The following is an 18,860-nucleotide window of genomic DNA, read 5'->3' as shown; positions in this document are numbered from 1 at the left end:
GATAGTCCGCCATAAGCTTGTGCTTGCGCGGCGGGTCGTTATGCTAGGCCGCAAACCGGATAAGGAGCGAATTGTGAAAGCGTGGATCATGTTGTTGCTGGCCCTGTCTCTGCCTGTGGCAGCGCTGGCCGAAGAAGCCAAAGAAGGCGAGGCGCCGAAGGTCAACTACATCACCCTGAGCCCGCCGTTCGTGGGCAACTACGGGCTGGACGGCACGCCGAAGCTCAAGGTCTACAAGGCCGACGTGGCCCTGCGGGTGACCGGCGACGAGGCAACCAAGCTGGTCAAGGCCAACGAGCCGCTGATCCGTAATCAACTGGTGGCGCTGTTCACCCAGCAGACCACCGACGCAATGGGCAGCATCGAAGGCAAGGAAAAGCTGCGTCAGGAAGCCTTGAAGCAGACCCAGCAAGTGATGAATGACGAGACCGGCAAGCCGGTGGTCGAGGATCTGTTGTTCAACAACCTGATCATTCAGTAAGGCATTCGTTGTCCGGGCGGGCCTCATCGCGAGCAAGCTCGCTCCCACAGTGGTTTTGTGGTGCCACACATTTGTGTGATCGCCGCTGAACCCTGTGGGAGCGAGCTTGCTCGCGATGGCATTTTGTCAGGCGACAAATGACTCAGGGTTTGAGCGCGATAACCGCCGCCCATTGCTCGGCCGTCACCGGCATCACCGACAGTCGCGAACCCTTCTGCACCAGTGGCATCTCGGCCAGCGCGGTCTGCTGCTTCAGATAATCCAGCTTCAACACCCGGGCAAACGTCTCGACATGGGCGACATCGATCGCGCTCCAGGCGTTTTTCTCCGGCGTGGCTTTCGGATCGAAGTAGTGGCTCTCCGGTTCCAGTGCGGTGGGATCCGGGTACGCGGCTTCGATGATCCTGCCGATTCCGGCAATGCCTGGCTCCGGGCAGCTGGAGTGATAGAAAAAGAACTCATCCCCCACCACCATGGCCCGCAGGAAATTGCGCGCCTGGTAGTTGCGCACCCCGTCCCAGCGCGCCTTGCCGAGTTTTTCCAGACCCTTGATCGAGAGTTCGTCGGGCTCGGATTTCATCAGCCAGTAGGCCATGGTGGTTGCTCCTGAAACGGTCATTGGGCAGGTTGTCGGGCAATTTTATGACAAACCGACAGTCGGTTGACGCCAGCATTTGCGCAGAGGTTCACGTTGTCGCAAAATGCCGGCCTTTAAAGCTTGACGCTGCTGCACGGCCTACGAATGGAAACCGCTGCTGTCATCGTGATGATGTGCCTTGAGGGGGGCAATCGATGAAACGCAAACCGGATTTGCTGTGGACTTTGGTGATTTTGTTCGGCCTTGGCGTCGTGACCACCGGTTATGCGCAAAGTCTGTGGGCCAACAAGGCCGATGCTCCGATTGAAGTGGCGCAACAAGTACAGCAGTCGACAGCGTTCAAACGCTGATTCCGTCTTTCCGACGCCGCTGATTCCCTCGCGGCGTCTACCCTGCGAAATACCACGCCTTGTCGGTCACCGTTCCCTGCAACGGTACATCCCAGCTGGCCTGCGCCAGTCGTTCGACTTTCTGGCATTCATGGGCCAGGCCCAGCAGCGTCGGCTTGCGCCAGTTCTGACGTCGGGCCAGATATGCCAGGCTGCGATCGTAGAATCCGCCGCCCATCCCCAGGCGTCCGCCGACATCGTCAAACCCTACCAATGGCAACAACACCAGATCCAGTGCCCAGATTTTGCGCTGACGGGCGACATTGACCCGAGGCTCGAGAATACGGAAACGGTTGGGCCGCAGCTTTTCGCCGGGGCGGATCTGCTGAAAGACCATTTTGGTCCGCGGCCAGGCACTCAACACCGGCAGGTAGGTTTTCTTGCCGCGGCGCTGGGCGGCGCGCAGCAACAGGCGCGGGTCGATCTCGCCGTCGGTGGGCAGGTACAGGGAAATGTGTTTCGCCCGGCGAAATTGCGGGTCTTGCGCGAGCTGTTTGTACAGACCTTCGGCGGCCGCGCGTTGCTGACTTGGCGTCAGGGAGCGGCGGGCCTTGCGCAGCAGGCGGCGCAGTTGGGGGCGGGGCAGCAGCGCGGGTTCGGTCATGGTCGGCTTCGGCAGGGTGGGGACGAAAACGTACGCATAAAAAATCCGATGCCGGCATGCACCGGCATCGGATTCGAATCAGGCTCCCCGGATGAGCCGCTGTCGACTTAGCCCTTGAACCCGAGAGTTCAAGGTGGAGGATGCAGTAGGCTTTAAGGCTTTCCGTCTGGCGGACATGCACACCAGCCCAACGTGCAACCCCCAGGGTAGTGCAAATCGGCTCAGGGACATCGTCAACTGGCAAGCACCCCAGGGAGTGCGGCGAGTATACCTCAAGCGGCCTGGCGAATCAGCCCTTGCTGATGTCCGGATCGTCGGCCAGCACCAGATCGACACGATCGAGCAAGTCACGCACCTGTTCACGGGTCGAGCCGCTGGCCTGGATGTCCGGGCGCTCTTCTTTGTGCAAGAGATCGTGGGTGATGTTCAACGCGGCCATCACGGCGATGCGGTCGGCGCCGATGACTTTGCCGCTGCTGCGGATCTCGCGCATCTTGCCGTCCAGGTAACGCGCGGCACTGACCAGATTGCTGCGTTCTTCCTGGGGACAGATGATCGAATATTCTTTGTCGAGGATCTGCACGGTAACGCTATTGCTTGAACTCATGAGTCTTGCTCCAGGGCCTTGAGGCGCGAAATCATCGACTCGACCTTACGCCGGGCGATTTCGTTTTTTTCAATGAGGTGCGCGCGTTCCTCGCGCCAGGTCTTTTCCTGAGCTAATAAGAGTGCGTTTTGACTCTTTAGTTGCTCGACCCGAGTAATCAGCAGTTCGAGTCTGGCCATCAGCGCTTGCAGGTCGGTGTCTTCCATTGTGTCCACTGATTCGGTCTGATGGGTTTGGCTGGGGGACAGCCTTTAATGGTCTTGGCGAGTCTGTCGATGTAGGATACAAGGCCTTCATTCTAGACATAGCGCCGTCTGGCGCCTAGCTGCCCATGCCCATTCAGAATTCCCCGTACCAAGCCTTCGCCACCCTGCTGACTGCCAGCGGTCACAACGTCTCGCCTGCCGAACTGCATGGCCTGCTGCTCGGCCGCAGCTGCGCCGGTGCCGGCTTCAATGCCGAAGAATGGCTGATCGATGCCGCCGAGCTGCTCGAAAGCGAGCCGCAGGACAACGTTCGCAACGCGCTCATCGGCCTGCAGGAAATGGTCAAGGGCGAGCTCACCGGCGACGACGTGACCGTCGTGCTGCTGTTGCCGACCGATGACGTGCCGCTGGCCGATCGCGCTGCCGCACTGGGCGAATGGTGCCAGGGCTTCCTCACCGGTTTTGGCCTGAACTGCCGCGACAGCAGCATGCTGAGCACCGAGGCCACCGAGGTGTTGCAGGATCTGGCAGCGATCTCCCAGGTGCAAGATGCCCTGGAAGAATCCGAAGACGGCGAAAGCGACTACATGGAAGTCATGGAGTACCTGCGTGTAGCGCCGCTGCTGCTGTTCTCCGAAACCAAGAAAGCCGACGTGCCGCCAGCCGCCAAGCCGTCGCTGCACTAATCGCGTGCCAGGGAAAGCCATCTGCCCATGATCCATATCCCGAAAGCGGAATACGCCCGTCGCCGCAAGGCACTCATGGCGCAGATGGAACCCAACAGCATCGCCATCCTGCCCGCCGCTGCGGTTGCCATTCGCAACCGTGATGTCGAGCACGTCTACCGCCAGGACAGCGACTTCCAGTACCTGAGCGGTTTCCCCGAGCCGCAGGCGGTCATCGTTTTGATGCCTGGTCGCGAACACGGCGAATACGTGCTGTTCTGCCGTGAACGCAATGCCGAACGGGAACTCTGGGACGGCCTGCGCGCCGGCCAGGAAGGCGCGATTCGCGACTTTGGCGCCGACGACGCCTTCCCCATCACCGACATCGACGACATCCTGCCGGGCCTGATCGAAGGCCGCGACCGGGTGTATTCGGCCATGGGCAGCAACCCGGAATTCGACCGTCACCTGATGGACTGGATCAACGTGATCCGCTCCAAGGCGCACCTCGGCGCCCAGCCGCCGAACGAATTCGTTGCCCTGGATCACCTGCTGCACGACATGCGCCTGTATAAATCGGCGGCAGAAGTGAAGGTGATGCGCGAAGCGGCGCGAATTTCCGCCCAGGCTCACATCCGCGCGATGCAGGCCAGCCGTGCCGGCCTCTACGAATACAGCCTCGAAGCCGAGCTGGATTACGAGTTCCGCAAGGGCGGGGCGAAGATGCCGGCCTATGGTTCGATCGTCGCTGCCGGGCGCAACAGCTGCATCCTGCATTACCAGCAGAATGACGCGTTGCTCAAGGACGGTGATCTGGTGCTGATCGACGCCGGTTGCGAAATCGACTGCTACGCCAGCGACATCACCCGTACGTGGCCGGTCAACGGCAAGTTTTCCGCCGAGCAGAAAGCGATCTACGAATTGGTGTTGGCCTCGCAGGAAGCCGCGTTCGCCGAAATCGCCCCGAACAAGCACTGGAACCAGGCGCACGAAGCCACGGTTCGGGTGATCACCGCCGGGCTGGTGCAGCTGGGGTTGTTGCAGGGCGAGGTGGACGAGTTGATCGCGTCCGAGGCCTACAAGGCGTTTTACATGCACCGCGCCGGCCACTGGCTGGGGATGGATGTGCATGACGTCGGCGAGTACAAGGTCGGCGGCGAATGGCGAGTGCTGGAAGTCGGTATGGCGTTGACCGTGGAGCCGGGCATTTACATCGCCCCGGACAATCAGAACGTAGCGAAGAAATGGCGCGGCATTGGCGTGCGCATCGAGGACGACGTGGTAGTGACCAAGAGCGGTTGTGAAATCCTGACCGGCGGTGTGCCGAAAACCGTCGCCGAGATCGAAGCCCTGATGGCGCAAGCACGGACCTGCGCAGCATGAGTCGGGTCAATCTGGCAATCATCGGTGGCGGTCTGGTTGGCGCCAGTCTGGCGTTGGCGCTGCAGGCCGGGGCCAAGGCCCGGGGCTGGAAGATCGTGCTGATCGAACCGTTCGCTCCCGGCGACAGCTGGCAGCCGAGCTACGACGCACGTTCGTCGGCGCTGTCCTTTGGCTCGCGGCAGATTTATCAGCGGCTGGGCGTGTGGCAGGAAATCTCCCGTCGCGCCGAGCCGATCAAGCAGATTCATGTGTCCGACCGTGGACGTTTCTCCACCGCCCGACTGTCGGCGATGGAAGAGGGCGTCCCGGCGCTCGGCTATGTTGTGGAAAACGCGTGGCTCGGTCATAGCCTGTGGCAACACCTCGACAAAGACGTGATCAGTTGGCGCTGCCCGGCGGAAGTCATCCGCATGGAGCCGCTGCCCGATGGCTATCGCCTGACCCTCAACGATGAGACCACCGTCGAATGCGATCTGGCGGTGCTCGCCGATGGTGGCCGTTCCGGTCTGCGTGAACAACTGGGCATCAACGTGCGCAAGCGCCCGTACAACCAGAGCGCGCTGATCGCCAACATCACCCCGAGCGAAGCGCACAACGGCATGGCCTTCGAGCGCTTCACCGACGAAGGCCCGATGGCGCTGCTGCCGCTGCCGGAAAACCGCTGCGCGCTGGTCTGGACCCGTCTGGGCATGGACGCGCAACGTCTGGCGGACCTGAGTGATCGTGATTTCCTCAGCGAGCTGCAAGGTGTGTTCGGTTACCGCCTCGGCACTTTGAAGCAGGTCGGCGCGCGGCATCTGTACCCGCTGTCGCTGGTCGAGGCCGAAGAGCAGGTGCGATCGCATCTGGCCGTCCTCGGCAACGCCGCCCACAGCCTGCACCCGATTGCCGGACAGGGTTTCAATCTGTCCCTGCGCGATGCCGATGCCTTGGCCGCCGCGCTGCTGGCCAGTGACAAACCGCTGGGGGATTTCGCCACGCTGCAGGCCTATCGCGAGCGTCAGCGCCTCGATCAGGACCTCACCGTCGGTTTCTCCGATCAGGTCACGCGCCTGTTCGGCAGCACTCAGCCGCTGGTGTCGCTGGGGCGCAATATCGGCCTGCTCGGCCTCGATCTGCTGCCGCCGGCCAAACGCTGGTTCGCCCGTCAGGCCATGGGGCTGGGGACGCGGCCGGATGCGTGAGTGGCTGATCAAACAGTTTGGCAAGGCGCGGCTGATGCGCTGGATCATGACGTTCTACCCGCCGTACTTCGGCGCCGGAGTCCGGGTGAAGCACATCAGCGATGACTTTCGTGACATCCGGGTCTCGATGGGCCTGGGCTGGTACAACCGCAATTACGTCGGCACCCAGTTCGGCGGCAGTCTGTATTCGATGGTCGATCCGTTTTTCATGTTGATGCTCATGGAGAACCTCGGCTCGCGGTACATCGTCTGGGACAAGGCTGCCGACATTGATTTCATTGCGCCAGGCAAAGGCCCGGTGTTCGCCCGGTTCAACATCGACGACACCCTGCTCGACGAAATCCGTCGGCAGACCGCCAGTGGCGAGAAATACCTGCCGCAGTTGCAGGTCGACATTCATGACGGCGCCGGCAACCTGGTGGCGCGGGTCGGTAAAACCCTTTACGTGCGGCTCAAGCCGCAAGCGAGACAGGCTTAAAGCATGGAAATGCGCGCAGATGTGCTGATTGTCGGAGCCGGAATGGTCGGCAGCGCCCTGGCGTTGGCGTTGCAGGACAGCGGGCTGGAAGTCCTGCTGCTCGACGGCAGCCCGCTGAGCGTCAAACCCTTCAATGGCGATGCGCCGTTCGAGCCGCGAGTCAGTGCGTTGTCGGCGGCCAGCCAGCGGATCCTCGATCGCCTCGGTGTGTGGGACGGCATCGTCAATCGACGCAGCAGCCCTTACACCGACATGCATGTCTGGGACGGCAGCGGCACCGGGCAGATCCATTTCTCGGCCAGCAGCGTGCACGCCGAAGTGCTCGGCCACATTGTCGAGAACCGCGTGGTCCAGGATGCCTTGCTCGACCGTCTGCACGATTGCGATCTCGGCCTGCTGGCCAATGCGCGGCTGGAGCAGATGCGCCGCTCCGGTGACGACTGGCTGCTGACCCTGGCCGACGGTCGCACCCTGCGCGCGCCACTGGTGATCGCGGCGGACGGCGCCAATTCCGCCGTGCGTCGTCTGACCGGCGTCGCCACTCGCGAATGGGATTATCTGCATCACGCCATCGTCACCAGCGTGCGCAGCAGCAAGCCGCACCGCATGACCGCGTGGCAGCGTTTTACCGATCACGGGCCACTGGCGTTTCTGCCGCTGGAGCGTGACGGTCAGCAGGACTGGTGCTCGATCGTCTGGTCGACCACGCCCAGCGAAGCCGAACGGTTGATGGCGCTGGATGAAGCGGATTTCTGCCGCGAGCTGGAGCGTGCCTTCGAAGGTTGTCTCGGCGACGTCATCAGCGCCGACCCGCGGCTGTGCGTGCCGCTGCGTCAGCGTCACGCCAAGCGCTACGTGGCCGAAGGGCTGGCGTTGATCGGCGATGCCGCGCACACCATCCACCCGCTGGCGGGGCAGGGCGTGAACCTCGGTTTCCTCGACGCTGCCGTACTCGCCGAAGTGCTGTTGCAAGCCAACGAACGCGGCGAACGCCTGGCGGACGTGAAAGTGCTGAGCCGCTACGAGCGTCGGCGCATGCCGCACAACCTGGCGCTGATGGCGGCGATGGAAGGCTTCGAGCGGTTGTTCCAGGCCGATCCGCTGCCGCTGCGCTGGTTGCGCAACACCGGACTGAAAATCGTCGAGCAGATGCCCGAGGCCAAAGCGCTGTTCGTACGCGAAGCATTGGGGCTGACCGGGGACTTGCCGGCGCTTGCCAAGGTCTGACGAACGTCGTGCAACATCTGGTAACTCCTTGGGAAAGTGATCGATTGAGCTGGTAAATGTGAGTCCTTATCATTTGGGCCACTTTTCCCGACCGAGAGATCACTCCCATGTTGGCACCCCAGCGTCTTCTGACCGCACTGGCCCTGACCCTGATCGGCAGCACCGCCGCCCAGGCCGCCGACGAGGTGGTGGTCTACTCGTCGCGCATCGATGAACTGATCAAACCGGTGTTCGATGCCTACACCGCCAAGACCGGGGTGAAGATCAAGTTCATCACCGACAAGGAAGCGCCGCTGATGCAGCGGATCAAGGCCGAAGGCGAGAACGCCACCGCCGACCTGCTGCTGACCGTCGATGCCGGCAACCTCTGGCAGGCCGAGCAGATGGGCATTCTCCAGCCGTTCACTTCGAAAACCATCGACGCCAACATTCCCCTGCAATATCGCTCGTCCAGCCACGCCTGGACCGGTCTGAGCCTGCGCGCACGGACCATCGCCTACTCCACCGAGCGCGTGAAACCGGGCGAGCTGACCACCTACGAAGCGCTGGCCGACAAGAACTGGGAAGGTCGCCTGTGCCTGCGCACGGCGAAGAAGGTCTACAACCAGTCGCTGACCGCCACCATGATCGAAGTCCACGGTGCCGAGAAAACCGAGAAGATCCTCAAGGGCTGGGTCAACAACCTGTCCACCGACGTGTTCTCCGACGACGTTGCGGTGCTGGAAGCGATCAACGCCGGCCAGTGCGACGTCGGCATCGTCAACACCTACTACTACGGTCGCCTGCACAAGCAGAAGCCGGACCTGCCGGTGAAACTGTTCTGGCCGAACCAGGCGGATCGCGGTGTGCACGTCAATCTATCGGGCATCGGTTTGACCAAACATGCACCTCATCCGGAAGCCGCCAAGGCACTGGTGGAGTGGATGACCACGCCTGAGGCGCAGAAGATCTTCGCTGACGTGAACCAGGAATTCCCGGCGAATCCGGCGGTGAAGCCTTCGGAAGAAGTGGCGGCGTGGGGGCAGTTTGTGGCTGATACACTGCCGGTTGAGGTGGCGGGGAAGCGACAGGCTGAAGCGATCCGGATGATGGATCGGGCGGGTTGGAACTGACGCTGCGAGTCGAATCGCCGCAAGCGTGATGCGCAGCGTCACACGATAAGTGCCCACGCCATGCGTGGGCACAATCATTCAACGAGAGTTTTTCCTTGGCCCACCCCGCCCAACGCCGCTGGTACCCCATCGTCTTCGCCATCGCCGCGTTGGTGCTGCTCCCCCTCAGCGTCCTCCTGCTGTCGTGGCAGACCATCGACCAGCAGATCTGGTCGCACCTGTGGGAAACCCAGATGCCGCGCCTGCTGGGCAACACCCTGACGCTGGTCCTCGGCGTAGGCGTCGGTGTGACACTGATCGGTGTGAGCCTCGCCTGGCTCACCAGCCTCTGTGAGTTCCCCGGCCGGCGCTGGCTCGACTGGGCGTTGATGCTCCCGTTCGCAATCCCGGCCTACGTGCTGGCATTCGTCTTCGTCGGCCTGCTGGACTTCGCCGGTCCCGTGCAAACCCTGCTCCGAGAATGGTTTGGCACCGGCCTGCGCCTGCCAAGGGTGCGCTCCACCGGTGGCGTGATTCTGGTGTTGGTGCTGGTGTTCTACCCCTACGTTTACTTGCTGGCACGCACTGCGTTTCTCGCTCAAGGCAAAGGTCTGATGGAAGCGGCGCGGGTGCTCGGCCAGTCGCCGTGGCAGGCGTTCTGGCGGGTGGCATTGCCGATGGCGCGGCCGGCCATCGGTGCCGGCGTGGCGCTGGCCTTGATGGAAACCCTGGCGGATTTCGGCGCAGTGTCGGTGTTCAATTTCGACACCTTCACCACAGCAATCTACAAGACCTGGTATGGCTTCTTCAGTCTGTCGAGCGCCGCACAACTGGCCAGCCTGTTGTTGCTGGTGGTGATGCTGGTGTTGTACGGCGAGCGTCGCGCCCGTGGCGCCAATCGGGCGAGCAACGAGCGGCCGCGGGTCAAGGCGCTGTACCACCTGCGCGGCCCCAAGGCCTGGGCGGCAACAGGCTGGTGCGGTCTGGTGTTCGCCTGTGCGTTTGTCATCCCGGTGCTGCAATTGCTGGTGTGGTTCTGGCAGCGCGGGCGCTTCGATCTGGATGAGCGTTACGCCGGGCTGATTCTGCACACCCTGTATCTGGGCGGCATGGCGGCGCTGATCACGGTAAGCGTGGCGATGCTGCTGGCATTCGCCCGACGTCTGGCGCCGACCCCTGCGATCCGCTCCGGCGTCAGTCTGGCCAACCTCGGCTACGCGTTGCCGGGCTCGGTGCTGGCGGTGTCGATCATGCTGGCGTTCAGTTATCTGGATCGTGAGTTGGTGATTCCGCTGTCCGGCTGGCTCGTTGGCGCAGGCAAACCGTTGCTGCTGGGCAGTCTGGCGGCGTTGCTGATGGCGTATCTGGTGCGCTTCGTGGCGGTGGCCTATGGGCCGCTGGAAAGCAGTCTGGCGCGTATACGGCCCTCTTTGCCTGAAGCGGCACGTAGCCTGGGTGTCAGTGGGCCGCGACTGTTTTTCAAAGTGTATCTGCCGTTGTTGCTGCCCGGCACGCTCAGCGCCGCGTTGCTGGTGTTCGTCGATGTGCTCAAGGAAATGTCCGCCACCCTGCTGATGCGCCCGTTTGGCTGGGACACGCTGGCGGTGCGCATCTTTGAAATGACCAGCGAGGGCGAATGGGCGAGGGCATCGTTGCCGGCGCTGACCCTGGTGTTGGTCGGGTTGTTGCCGGTCATCGGACTTATCCGCCGCTCGGCGCATCGAAACACTTAGTCGTCAGTCCTGAATCATGCGGCTACAATGCGCGGCATTCGGTGCGGTCCGTCTGACAGACCCTGTCGCTGAAATCGGCTGAAAGCCCTGTAATACAGGGGCTTCAAACCGTGCAGCAGCGCTCCGCACCTTCGCCACGCCCGGAAGGAGAAACCCATGGGACAGCGTACGCCTCTGTATGACCTGCATCTCGCCCTTGGCGCGAAGATGGTCGATTTTGGCGGTTGGGACATGCCACTGCATTACGGCTCGCAGGTCGAGGAGCACCACGAGGTGCGCCGCGATTGCGGGGTGTTCGATGTATCCCACATGACCGTGATCGATGTCGCCGGCCATCAGGCCAAGGCCTGGCTTCAGCATTTGCTGGCCAACGACGTCGAACGCCTGCACAGCCCCGGCCGTGCGTTGTACAGCACCATGCTTAACGAGCGCGGCGGCATCGTCGACGACATGATCGTCTACCGTCTCGAGGACGGTTACCGACTGGTGGTCAACGCCTCGACCCGCGATCAGGATCTGGCCTGGATGCAGGCCCATCTCACCGGCTTCGACGTGCAGCTGCAAGAGCGCACGGATCTGGCGATGCTCGCCATTCAAGGCCCCCATGCCCGGCACAAGATTGCCGAACTGGTGACCCAGTCCCGCGCCAATCTGATCCAGATGCTCAAGCCGTTCGAAGGCCAGGTCGATGGCGACTGGTTCATTGCACGCACCGGTTACACCGGTGAGGACGGTCTGGAAATTGCCCTGCCGGCCGATCAGGCCCCCGGCTTCTTCAACGATCTGGTGGGCGCCGGCATTTCTCCCATTGGCCTCGGCGCTCGCGACACCCTGCGGGTGGAAGCCGGGATGAACCTCTACGGTCAGGACATCCATCAGGACGTTTCGCCGCTGGCCTCGAACATGGCCTGGAGCATCGCCTGGGAACCGGCCACGCGCCGATTCATCGGTCGCGATGCGCTGGAAGCGGAAAAAACCGCCGGCGTGCAGCACAAACTGGTGGGTCTGGTGCTCGAGGAACGCGGGGTTTTGCGTGCGCATCAGGTGGTTCGTATCGCTGATGTTGGCGAAGGAGAGATCACCAGTGGTAGTTTCTCTCCTACGCTTAGCAAGTCGATTGCCCTGGCGCGTGTACCGATGGCGACTGCCGACCGCGCCGAAGTGGAAATCCGTGGCAAGTGGTATCCGGTACGAGTGGTCAAGCCGACCTTCGTCCGTCACGGCAAAACCTTGATCTAACCTTTTCCGGCGGGCACGACCGCTGACAATTTCTTGAGGACACCGAGCATGAGCAATATCCCCGCCGACCTGCGTTTTGCCGAAAGTCATGAATGGGCGCGCCTGGAAGCCGACGGCACCGTCACCGTGGGCATCAGCGATCACGCACAGCAAGCGCTGGGCGACGTGGTGTTTGTCGAGCTGACTGAAGTCGGCAAGGTGTTTGCTGCCGGTGATGCGGCGGGTGTTGTCGAGTCGGTGAAGGCCGCTTCCGACATCTACTCCCCGGTCGGCGGTGAAGTGATCGCGGTCAACGAAGAGCTGGCGGATTCGCCGGAGCTGCTGAACGAAGAACCGTACAGCTCGTGGATCTTCAAACTCAAGCCAAGCGACAAGTCCGAGCTGGACAAGCTGCTCGACGCCGCGGCCTACAAGCAGTCCATCGGCGAATAAGTTGCACGCAACACCGCAAAGCCCCGATCCGTCGGGGCTTTTTTGTGGGTGCAGCTTTTTATCGGGGACGGCTCAGGCGTTGCCCAGCACCGCTTTGACCGCCGCTACCGAGCGCTCGACATCGGCCTTGGTCATGGCCGTGAACATCGGCAACGACACGATCAACCGTCCGACCCGTTCGGCCACCGGCAACATGCCTTCCTTGAAACCGCGCTCGCGGTACAGGCTCAGCAGGTGGATCGGCGGATAGTGATAACCGATGCCGATGCCCAGCGCCTGAATCTGCTCCATGAACGTGGCCCGCGCCGGCAAGCCGTCCTTGCGCTCCGGCAATACCAATTGGAACAGGTGCCAGTTGCTGTTGGTGAAGTCGGCTGGCGGCAGTTGTGCGCCGTACTTGGCTTCGAAGTCATCGCCAAAGCATTTGAAGTAATGGCGAGCCAGTTCCTGACGATGGGCCGTCAGCGCTTCAATGTGGGCGAACTGGCCGAGGCCGATGGTCGCTGCTACGTCGGTCATGTTGAACTTGCCGCCGAGCACATCGACATCCAGGCCGTCGAAGCCGGTGCGGGTGACGCCCTGCAGACGATACTTCTCCGCCAGACGTGCTTCCTCGGGCGTGTTCAGCACCAGGCAACCACCTTCGGAGCAGGTCACGTTCTTGTTGGCCTGGAAGCTGAACGACACGAAGTCGCCGGTGGCGCCGATGCGCTGGCCGTTCCAGCTCGAACCCAGAGCCTGGGCGGCGTCTTCGATGATGCGCAGGTTGTGCTTTTTGGCAATGGCGTACAGGCGCTCCATGTCCACCGGCAGCCCGGCGAGGTAGACCGGGATGACAGCTTTGGTGCGCGGCGTGATGGCCGCTTCCAGTTTATCCAGGTCGATGTTGCGGGTGACCGGGTCGATGTCGGCGAACACCGGGGTAGCGCCCACTTCAAGAATCACGTTGGCCGTGGCCACCCAAGAGATCGGCGTGGTGATCACTTCGTCACCCGGTCCGATGCCGGCGATGCGCAGGGCAATCTCCATGGTGCAGGTGCCGGAGTTGAAGGTGCGGACCGGACGCCCGCCGAAATACTCCGACAGTTGCGCTTCGAAGGCCTGGACCTTCGGTCCGCTGGTGATCCAGCCGGAACGCAGGACATCGCCGACGGCGGCGATGGTGGCTTCGTCGATGACAGGTTTGGAAAACGGCAGAAACGGCAGTTGGCTCATGAGGATTCGATCATCCAAGGGTTGGGCGCGTGTTACAGGTGCCACAGCATGCCCCGTTCGACCACCCGCCGCCAAGCCGTCCGCGACGGGATCGACTGCTATGCTGGTTTGACCGTGTTGCATTGACGCCGAGCGACAGCCAAGAGAGAGCCCGTCATGTCCCAGTTGCCATCCTTGAGCCAGTTACGCGACCCCCATGCCTTCCTGCGCCGTCACCTCGGCCCCGATGCCGCCGAGCAGCAGGCCATGCTCGACAGCCTGGGCCTGGGCAGCCGGATCGAACTGATCGAGCAGACCGTCCCGCCCGCCATCCGCCTCAACCGTGAACTGGACTTGCCACCGGCACTGGACGAGCAGGCCGCGCTGGCGAAACTGCGCGGTTACGCCGAACAGAATCAGGTCTGGACCAGCCTCATCGGCATGGGTTACCACGGCACCCTCACGCCGACGGTCATTCTGCGCAACGTGCTGGAAAATCCTGGCTGGTACACCGCGTACACGCCGTACCAACCGGAAATCGCCCAGGGCCGGCTCGAAGCGTTGCTCAACTTCCAGCAACTGACCATCGACCTCACCGGCCTGGAGCTGGCCAATGCTTCGCTGCTCGACGAAGCCACCGCAGCCGCCGAGGCCATGGCGCTGGCCAAGCGTGTGGCGAAGTCGAAGAGCAATCTGTTTTTCGTCGATGAAAACTGTCATCCGCAAACCATTTCCGTGGTGCAGACCCGCGCCGAAGGCTTCGGCTTCGAGCTGATCGTCGACGCTGTGGATAACTTGAAGCAGCACCAGGTATTCGGTGCGCTGCTGCAATACCCCGACACCCACGGCGAGGTCCGCGACCTGCGTCCGTTGATCGATCACCTGCATGCGCAACAGGCGCTGGCCTGCGTCGCGGCCGACTTGCTGAGTCTGTTGCTGCTGACACCGCCGGGCGAACTGGGCGCCGATGTGGTGTTCGGTTCGTCCCAGCGTTTCGGTGTGCCGATGGGATACGGCGGGCCGCATGCGGCGTTTTTCGCCAGTCGCGAGGAGTACAAGCGGGCGATTCCCGGGCGCATCATCGGTGTCTCGAAAGACGCGCGGGGCAACGTTGCGCTGCGCATGGCCCTGCAGACCCGCGAGCAGCACATCCGCCGGGAGAAGGCCAATTCGAACATCTGCACCGCTCAAGTACTGCTGGCCAACATCGCCAGTTGCTACGCGGTATACCACGGGCCGGAAGGCCTCAAGCGTATTGCCCATCGAGTCCATCGGTTGACCTGCATCCTCGCTGCCGGCCTTGAGCGGCATGGCATCAAACGCATCAACCAGCAGTTTTTCGACACGCTGACTCTGGACGTCGGTGGCGCGCAGACCGCGATCATCGAAAGCGCTCAGGCTGCGCAGATCAATCTGCGGATTCTCGGTCGCGGCCACCTGGGCCTGAGCCTCGATGAAACCTGTGACGAGAGCACCGTCGGTAAGCTGTTCGATGTGCTGCTGGGTGTCGATCATGGGTTGAACGTCGAAGAACTCGACGCCGAAGCGTTGGTGTCCGGGATTCCTGACAACCTGCAACGCAGCTCGCCGTACCTGCGCCACCCGGTGTTCAACGCCCATCACAGCGAAACCGAGATGCTGCGCTACCTCAAACAGCTGGAAAACAAGGATCTGGCGCTCAACCAGTCGATGATCCCGCTCGGCTCCTGCACCATGAAACTCAACGCCACCAGCGAGATGATCCCGATCACCTGGCCGCAATTCGCTAACCTGCACCCGTTCGTACCCCGGGAGCAGGCCGTCGGTTACACGCTGATGATCGAAGAGCTGGAACGCTGGTTATGCGCGATCACCGGGTTCGATGCGATCTGCATGCAGCCCAACTCCGGGGCCCAGGGCGAATACGCCGGGTTGCTGGCGATCCGCAAGTACCACGAGAGCCGCCACCAGGGCGGGCGCGACATCTGCCTGATCCCGTCCTCGGCCCACGGCACCAACCCGGCCTCGGCGCAAATGGCCGGGATGCGCGTGGTGATCGTCGAGTGCGACGAGGCGGGCAACGTCGATCTGGATGACCTGAAATCCAAGGCATCCGAGGCGGGAGACAAGTTGTCGTGTCTGATGGCGACGTATCCGTCGACCCACGGTGTGTACGAGGAGGGCATCAGCGAAATCTGCGAAGTTATCCACAAGCACGGCGGCCAGGTGTACATGGACGGCGCCAACCTCAATGCCCAGGTCGGGCTGGCGCGGCCGGCGGATATCGGCGCCGACGTCTCGCACATGAATCTGCACAAGACTTTCTGCATTCCCCACGGCGGAGGCGGGCCGGGCATGGGCCCGATCGGCATTCGCGCGCATCTGGCACCGTTCGTCGCCAATCACCCGGTGGTGCCGATCGACGGGCCGCAGCCGCAGAACGGCGCGGTGAGCGCGGCACCCTGGGGCAGTGCGAGCATTTTGCCGATCAGCTGGATGTACATCGCCATGATGGGGCCGCAACTGGCGGACGCCAGCGAAGTGGCGATCCTTGCGGCGAATTACCTGGCGCAGCATCTGTCCGGCGCCTTCCCGGTGCTCTATACCGGGCGCAATGATCGGGTGGCCCACGAGTGCATTCTGGATCTGCGGCCGCTGAAAGCGCAGACCGGCATCAGTGAGGAAGACATCGCCAAGCGCCTGATGGATTACGGCTTCCATGCACCGACCATGTCGTTCCCGGTGCCGGGCACTTTGATGGTCGAGCCGACCGAGAGTGAATCCAAGGCTGAACTGGACCGATTCATCGGCGCCATGTTGAGCATCCGTGCGGAAATCACCGAAGTGCAGAACGGCAACTGGCCGGCCGAGGACAATCCGCTCAAGCGGGCACCGCATACGCTGGCCGATGTCACCGGCGTCTGGGAACGGCCCTACAGCATCGAGCAGGGCATCACGCCGGATGCGCACACCAAGGCGCATAAGTATTGGCCGGCGGTAAACCGGGTGGACAACGTCTATGGCGACCGCAACCTGTTCTGCGCGTGTGTGCCGGTAGACGATTACCGCTGATCGGCGAGCAAAAAAATGCCGCTCATGTGAGCGGCATTTTTGTGGGCGACAGATTTATTCCGAGGCCACGGCGTTCTTCGCCAGGATCGCGTTCGCCAGTTCCATGTCCGTCGCCTGCAGGCCCGGGTTGTCGGCGCGGACTTTCTGCATGGCGGCTTCCAGGTACGGGCCACGGATGCCGCCATCGCTGGCAACGAAACTGCCGGCGTCGTCCTGGGCGGCGACGATCAGTTTGTGATCCTTGAAGGTCAGGTACGTCGAGCCGGTGGTGGCGCCGGACGAAATGACGTTACGCCAAAAGCTGTCAGCCATTGCCGAACCGACGGGCAGAGACAGCAGGGCAAGGGTGGCGACAGCAAGTTTGAGACGCATGAGGGATGACTCCACTGGTGTTGAATAACGGCTTGGATCGTCATTTCGACGATCCGGTTCCGTGACGGGCTATTTCTGCTCGCTCTGCGGCGTCACCCGCAGGACCTCCTCGATGGTCGTCAGCCCCGCCGCGACTTTCTGCGCGCCGGATAGCCGCAGGCTGCGCATGCCTTCCTTGAAAGCCTGGCGGCGGAGCGCCGTCAGATCGGTATCGGGGCTGATCAGCCCCTTGAGGCTGTCGGTCAGCTGCATGATTTCGTAGACCCCGGCGCGGCCGTGATAGCCGGTGTCGCGGCATTCCAGGCAGCCGATGGCCCGTTGCGCATTGCCCGGCAGCGGCGCCTGCCACGGCCGGGTCAGGGTTTGCCAGTCCTCTTCGGCGACAGGCAGCGGCGCCTTGCAGTGCGGGCACAGTGTGCGCACCAGACGCTGAGCCATGACCCCGAGCACCGTGGCCTTGATCAGGTAATGCGGCACGCCGAGTTCCAGCAGACGGCTGATGGCGCTTGGTGCATCGTTGGTGTGCAGGGTCGAGAGCACCAGGTGCCCGGTCAACGCAGCCTGGATCGCCATTTCGGCGGTCTCCAGGTCGCGGATCTCGCCGATCATGATGATGTCCGGGTCCTGCCGCATCAGCGCCCGCACGCCGGCGGCGAAGGTCAGGTCGATGTTGTGTTGCACCTGCATCTGATTGAAGGCCGGCTCGACCATCTCGATCGGGTCCTCGATGGTGCAGAGGTTGACCTCCGGGGTCGCCAGTTTTTTCAGGGTGGTGTAGAGCGTGGTGGTCTTGCCCGAACCGGTCGGGCCGGTCACCAGAATGATGCCGTTGGGCTGTCGGGTCATGTCCTGCCAGCGCCGCAGGTCATCGGCGGAAAACCCGAGCTGGTCGAAATCCTTGAGCAGCACTTCCGGGTCGAAGATCCGCATCACCATTTTTTCGCCGAACGCGGTGGGCAGGGTCGACAGGCGCAGCTCGACCTCGCCGCCGTCCGGGGTCTTGGTCTTGACCCGGCCGTCCTGGGGTTTGCGCTTCTCGGCGACGTTCATCCGGCCGAGGCTTTTCAGGCGGCTGACGATGGCCATCGTCACCTGTGGCGGAAACTGATAGACGTTGTGCAGCACGCCGTCGATGCGGAATCGCACCGTGCCTTGCTCGCGCCGTGGCTCGATGTGGATATCGCTGGCCCGCTGCTGGAAGGCGTACTGGAACAGCCAGTCGACGATGTTGACGATATGCGCGTCGTTGGCGTCCGGCTCCTGATCGCTGGCGCCGAGGTTGAGCAGTTGTTCGAAGTTGCCGAGGTTGCTGCCCGGCTGGTCGGCGTTGCTGGCGCCGCTGACCGATTTGGCGAGGCGAAAGAACTCGACGCTGAAGCGCTGGATGTCCGCCGGGTTGGCTACCACCCGTTTGACCGGCAGTTTCAGCACGTGGGTCAGATCGGCTTCCCAACCCCTGACGTAAGGCTGGGCGCTGGCCACGGTCACCGCATCGCGATCAACCGACACCGCGAGAATCTTGTGGCGCTGGGCGAAGGCGTAGGACATCAGCGGCGTCACGGCGGCGACGTTGATCTTCAGCGGATCGATGCGCAGGTACGGCTGGCCGGCCTGCTGTGCCAGCCACAGGGTCAGGCTTTCCAGGTCCAGGTGCTTGCCCGGACGGCTGAGGTCGTCCAGTTGCTGGCCGGCGATGAATTCCAGCGGATGTATCTGACCGTGGGTCGCCTGCCGACGGCGGGCATTCAGCGCGTGTTCGGCCGAGTCCTGGCTGATGAAGCCCTGGGCGACCAGTTCACGCAATACATCATTGAGATCCAGCCAGCGGTCCTGAGTGGCGAGTTGAACGGACATGCGGGCTCCTTTTGAACGACAGTCCGCAAAGGATAGTCGTGGCCCCGCCGACCGTTGGGCCACTACCCGACA

At 62.6% G+C, this 18,860-nt stretch carries 19 protein-coding genes and 1 other RNA gene; 12 read left to right on the top strand and 8 right to left on the bottom strand.

Annotation, left to right across the window (positions count from 1 at the left end; all coding sequences use genetic code 11):
* Window positions 1-73 precede the first annotated feature (73 nt).
* Entirely contained in the window at window positions 74-481 is a 408-nt protein-coding gene (locus CAG02_RS06280) for a flagellar basal body-associated protein FliL (protein ID WP_065259922.1), read from the top strand.
* Between the two features lie 142 nt (window positions 482-623).
* On the opposite strand, the gene CAG02_RS06275 is transcribed toward CAG02_RS06280, so the two are convergent.
* On the bottom strand, window positions 624-1,076 hold the full coding sequence (locus CAG02_RS06275) for an EVE domain-containing protein (RefSeq protein ID WP_085708968.1): 453 nt from the start codon (window positions 1,074-1,076) through the stop codon (window positions 624-626).
* Window positions 1,077-1,273: 197 nt separating this feature from the next.
* On the opposite strand from CAG02_RS06275, the gene CAG02_RS29775 reads away from it, so the two are divergent.
* Complete coding sequence (locus CAG02_RS29775; protein ID WP_007911192.1) at window positions 1,274-1,429, top strand: hypothetical protein; 156 nt, start codon at window positions 1,274-1,276, stop codon at window positions 1,427-1,429.
* Between the two features lie 37 nt (window positions 1,430-1,466).
* On the opposite strand, the gene CAG02_RS06270 is transcribed toward CAG02_RS29775, so the two are convergent.
* From CAG02_RS06270 to CAG02_RS06255, 4 genes are all read right to left on the bottom strand, one after another.
* The gene (locus CAG02_RS06270) at window positions 1,467-2,072 is read right to left on the bottom strand and encodes a 5-formyltetrahydrofolate cyclo-ligase (RefSeq protein WP_085708969.1); all 606 of its coding nucleotides are present in this window, start codon (window positions 2,070-2,072) and stop codon (window positions 1,467-1,469) included.
* 80 nt (window positions 2,073-2,152) lie between these two features.
* Window positions 2,153-2,331: non-coding RNA, 6S RNA (gene ssrS / locus CAG02_RS06265), on the bottom strand.
* Window positions 2,332-2,361: 30 nt separating this feature from the next.
* A complete protein-coding gene (locus CAG02_RS06260; RefSeq protein ID WP_007967943.1) occupies window positions 2,362-2,679 on the bottom strand; it encodes a cell division protein ZapA in 318 nt (105 codons plus the stop codon).
* A complete protein-coding gene (locus CAG02_RS06255) occupies window positions 2,676-2,885 on the bottom strand; it encodes a TIGR02449 family protein (RefSeq protein ID WP_007940359.1) in 210 nt (69 codons plus the stop codon). Before CAG02_RS06255 ends, CAG02_RS06260 begins: the two co-directional genes overlap by 4 nt.
* Window positions 2,886-3,010: 125 nt before the next feature.
* On the opposite strand from CAG02_RS06255, the gene CAG02_RS06250 reads away from it, so the two are divergent.
* From CAG02_RS06250 to gcvH, 9 genes are all read left to right on the top strand, one after another.
* On the top strand, window positions 3,011-3,571 hold the full coding sequence (locus CAG02_RS06250; RefSeq protein ID WP_085708970.1) for a YecA family protein: 561 nt from the start codon (window positions 3,011-3,013) through the stop codon (window positions 3,569-3,571).
* Window positions 3,572-3,598: 27 nt separating this feature from the next.
* Window positions 3,599-4,933 carry a Xaa-Pro aminopeptidase gene (pepP, locus tag CAG02_RS06245; protein ID WP_085708971.1) on the top strand — a complete coding sequence of 445 codons (1,335 nt, stop codon included), beginning with the start codon at window positions 3,599-3,601 and terminating at the stop codon, window positions 4,931-4,933.
* Window positions 4,930-6,117 carry a 2-octaprenyl-6-methoxyphenyl hydroxylase gene (ubiH, locus tag CAG02_RS06240; protein ID WP_085708972.1) on the top strand — a complete coding sequence of 396 codons (1,188 nt, stop codon included), beginning with the start codon at window positions 4,930-4,932 and terminating at the stop codon, window positions 6,115-6,117. Before pepP ends, ubiH begins: the two co-directional genes overlap by 4 nt.
* Entirely contained in the window at window positions 6,110-6,595 is a 486-nt protein-coding gene (locus CAG02_RS06235) for a DUF4442 domain-containing protein (RefSeq protein ID WP_085708973.1), read from the top strand. Before ubiH ends, CAG02_RS06235 begins: the two co-directional genes overlap by 8 nt.
* Window positions 6,596-6,604: 9 nt before the next feature.
* A complete protein-coding gene (locus CAG02_RS06230) occupies window positions 6,605-7,822 on the top strand; it encodes a 2-octaprenyl-3-methyl-6-methoxy-1,4-benzoquinol hydroxylase (protein WP_170931575.1) in 1,218 nt (405 codons plus the stop codon).
* 107 nt (window positions 7,823-7,929) lie between these two features.
* Entirely contained in the window at window positions 7,930-8,934 is a 1,005-nt protein-coding gene (locus CAG02_RS06225) for an extracellular solute-binding protein (RefSeq protein ID WP_085708975.1), read from the top strand.
* 95 nt (window positions 8,935-9,029) lie between these two features.
* On the top strand, window positions 9,030-10,646 hold the full coding sequence (locus CAG02_RS06220) for an iron ABC transporter permease (RefSeq protein WP_085708976.1): 1,617 nt from the start codon (window positions 9,030-9,032) through the stop codon (window positions 10,644-10,646).
* Window positions 10,647-10,802: 156 nt separating this feature from the next.
* Window positions 10,803-11,885: a glycine cleavage system aminomethyltransferase GcvT gene (gene gcvT, locus CAG02_RS06215; protein ID WP_085708977.1), complete on the top strand. Its 1,083-nt coding sequence runs from the start codon at window positions 10,803-10,805 to the stop codon at window positions 11,883-11,885.
* A 48-nt stretch (window positions 11,886-11,933) separates the two neighbouring features.
* Complete coding sequence (gene gcvH / locus CAG02_RS06210) at window positions 11,934-12,317, top strand: glycine cleavage system protein GcvH (RefSeq protein WP_085708978.1); 384 nt, start codon at window positions 11,934-11,936, stop codon at window positions 12,315-12,317.
* A gap of 72 nt (window positions 12,318-12,389) precedes the next feature.
* Here the strand turns inward: gcvH and CAG02_RS06205 are convergent, their stop codons facing one another.
* Complete coding sequence (locus tag CAG02_RS06205) at window positions 12,390-13,532, bottom strand: DegT/DnrJ/EryC1/StrS aminotransferase family protein (RefSeq protein ID WP_085708979.1); 1,143 nt, start codon at window positions 13,530-13,532, stop codon at window positions 12,390-12,392.
* Window positions 13,533-13,688: 156 nt separating this feature from the next.
* Here CAG02_RS06205 and gcvP point away from each other — a divergent pair, with 156 nt between their 5' ends.
* Complete coding sequence (gene gcvP, locus CAG02_RS06200; protein WP_085708980.1) at window positions 13,689-16,562, top strand: aminomethyl-transferring glycine dehydrogenase; 2,874 nt, start codon at window positions 13,689-13,691, stop codon at window positions 16,560-16,562.
* Between the two features lie 54 nt (window positions 16,563-16,616).
* Here gcvP and CAG02_RS06195 read toward each other — a convergent pair whose 3' ends face one another.
* Together CAG02_RS06195 and CAG02_RS06190 are read right to left on the bottom strand one after the other, a co-directional pair.
* Window positions 16,617-16,934, bottom strand: a complete 318-nt coding sequence (locus tag CAG02_RS06195; RefSeq protein ID WP_007951791.1) for a DUF2388 domain-containing protein — start codon at window positions 16,932-16,934, stop codon at window positions 16,617-16,619.
* Window positions 16,935-17,003: 69 nt separating this feature from the next.
* Complete coding sequence (locus CAG02_RS06190) at window positions 17,004-18,788, bottom strand: GspE/PulE family protein (protein WP_085708981.1); 1,785 nt, start codon at window positions 18,786-18,788, stop codon at window positions 17,004-17,006.
* Window positions 18,789-18,860: the final 72 nt, after the last annotated feature.

Source organism: Pseudomonas sp. R43(2017) (assembly GCF_002112345.1).
Taxonomy (GTDB): Bacteria; Pseudomonadota; Gammaproteobacteria; order Pseudomonadales; family Pseudomonadaceae; genus Aquipseudomonas; species Aquipseudomonas kribbensis.
The sequence above is the reverse complement of the archived record's forward strand: the minus strand, read 5'-3'. Positions and strand labels throughout refer to the sequence as shown.

What these genes read in the sequence shown, in the direction of transcription:
- CAG02_RS06275 (WP_085708968.1), bottom strand. Translation starts at nt 1,076, where the DNA reads ATGGCCTACTGGCTGATGAAATCCGAGCCCGACGAACTCTCGATCAAG.
- CAG02_RS29775 (WP_007911192.1), top strand. Translation starts at nt 1,274, where the DNA reads ATGAAACGCAAACCGGATTTGCTGTGGACTTTGGTGATTTTGTTCGGC.
- CAG02_RS06270 (WP_085708969.1), bottom strand. Translation starts at nt 2,072, where the DNA reads ATGACCGAACCCGCGCTGCTGCCCCGCCCCCAACTGCGCCGCCTGCTG.
- CAG02_RS06260 (WP_007967943.1), bottom strand. Translation starts at nt 2,679, where the DNA reads ATGAGTTCAAGCAATAGCGTTACCGTGCAGATCCTCGACAAAGAATAT.
- CAG02_RS06255 (WP_007940359.1), bottom strand. Translation starts at nt 2,885, where the DNA reads ATGGAAGACACCGACCTGCAAGCGCTGATGGCCAGACTCGAACTGCTG.
- CAG02_RS06250 (WP_085708970.1), top strand. Translation starts at nt 3,011, where the DNA reads ATGCCCATTCAGAATTCCCCGTACCAAGCCTTCGCCACCCTGCTGACT.
- pepP (WP_085708971.1), top strand. Translation starts at nt 3,599, where the DNA reads ATGATCCATATCCCGAAAGCGGAATACGCCCGTCGCCGCAAGGCACTC.
- ubiH (WP_085708972.1), top strand. Translation starts at nt 4,930, where the DNA reads ATGAGTCGGGTCAATCTGGCAATCATCGGTGGCGGTCTGGTTGGCGCC.
- CAG02_RS06235 (WP_085708973.1), top strand. Translation starts at nt 6,110, where the DNA reads ATGCGTGAGTGGCTGATCAAACAGTTTGGCAAGGCGCGGCTGATGCGC.
- CAG02_RS06230 (WP_170931575.1), top strand. Translation starts at nt 6,605, where the DNA reads ATGCGCGCAGATGTGCTGATTGTCGGAGCCGGAATGGTCGGCAGCGCC.
- CAG02_RS06225 (WP_085708975.1), top strand. Translation starts at nt 7,930, where the DNA reads ATGTTGGCACCCCAGCGTCTTCTGACCGCACTGGCCCTGACCCTGATC.
- gcvT (WP_085708977.1), top strand. Translation starts at nt 10,803, where the DNA reads ATGGGACAGCGTACGCCTCTGTATGACCTGCATCTCGCCCTTGGCGCG.
- gcvH (WP_085708978.1), top strand. Translation starts at nt 11,934, where the DNA reads ATGAGCAATATCCCCGCCGACCTGCGTTTTGCCGAAAGTCATGAATGG.
- CAG02_RS06205 (WP_085708979.1), bottom strand. Translation starts at nt 13,532, where the DNA reads ATGAGCCAACTGCCGTTTCTGCCGTTTTCCAAACCTGTCATCGACGAA.
- gcvP (WP_085708980.1), top strand. Translation starts at nt 13,689, where the DNA reads ATGTCCCAGTTGCCATCCTTGAGCCAGTTACGCGACCCCCATGCCTTC.
- CAG02_RS06195 (WP_007951791.1), bottom strand. Translation starts at nt 16,934, where the DNA reads ATGCGTCTCAAACTTGCTGTCGCCACCCTTGCCCTGCTGTCTCTGCCC.
- CAG02_RS06190 (WP_085708981.1), bottom strand. Translation starts at nt 18,788, where the DNA reads ATGTCCGTTCAACTCGCCACTCAGGACCGCTGGCTGGATCTCAATGAT.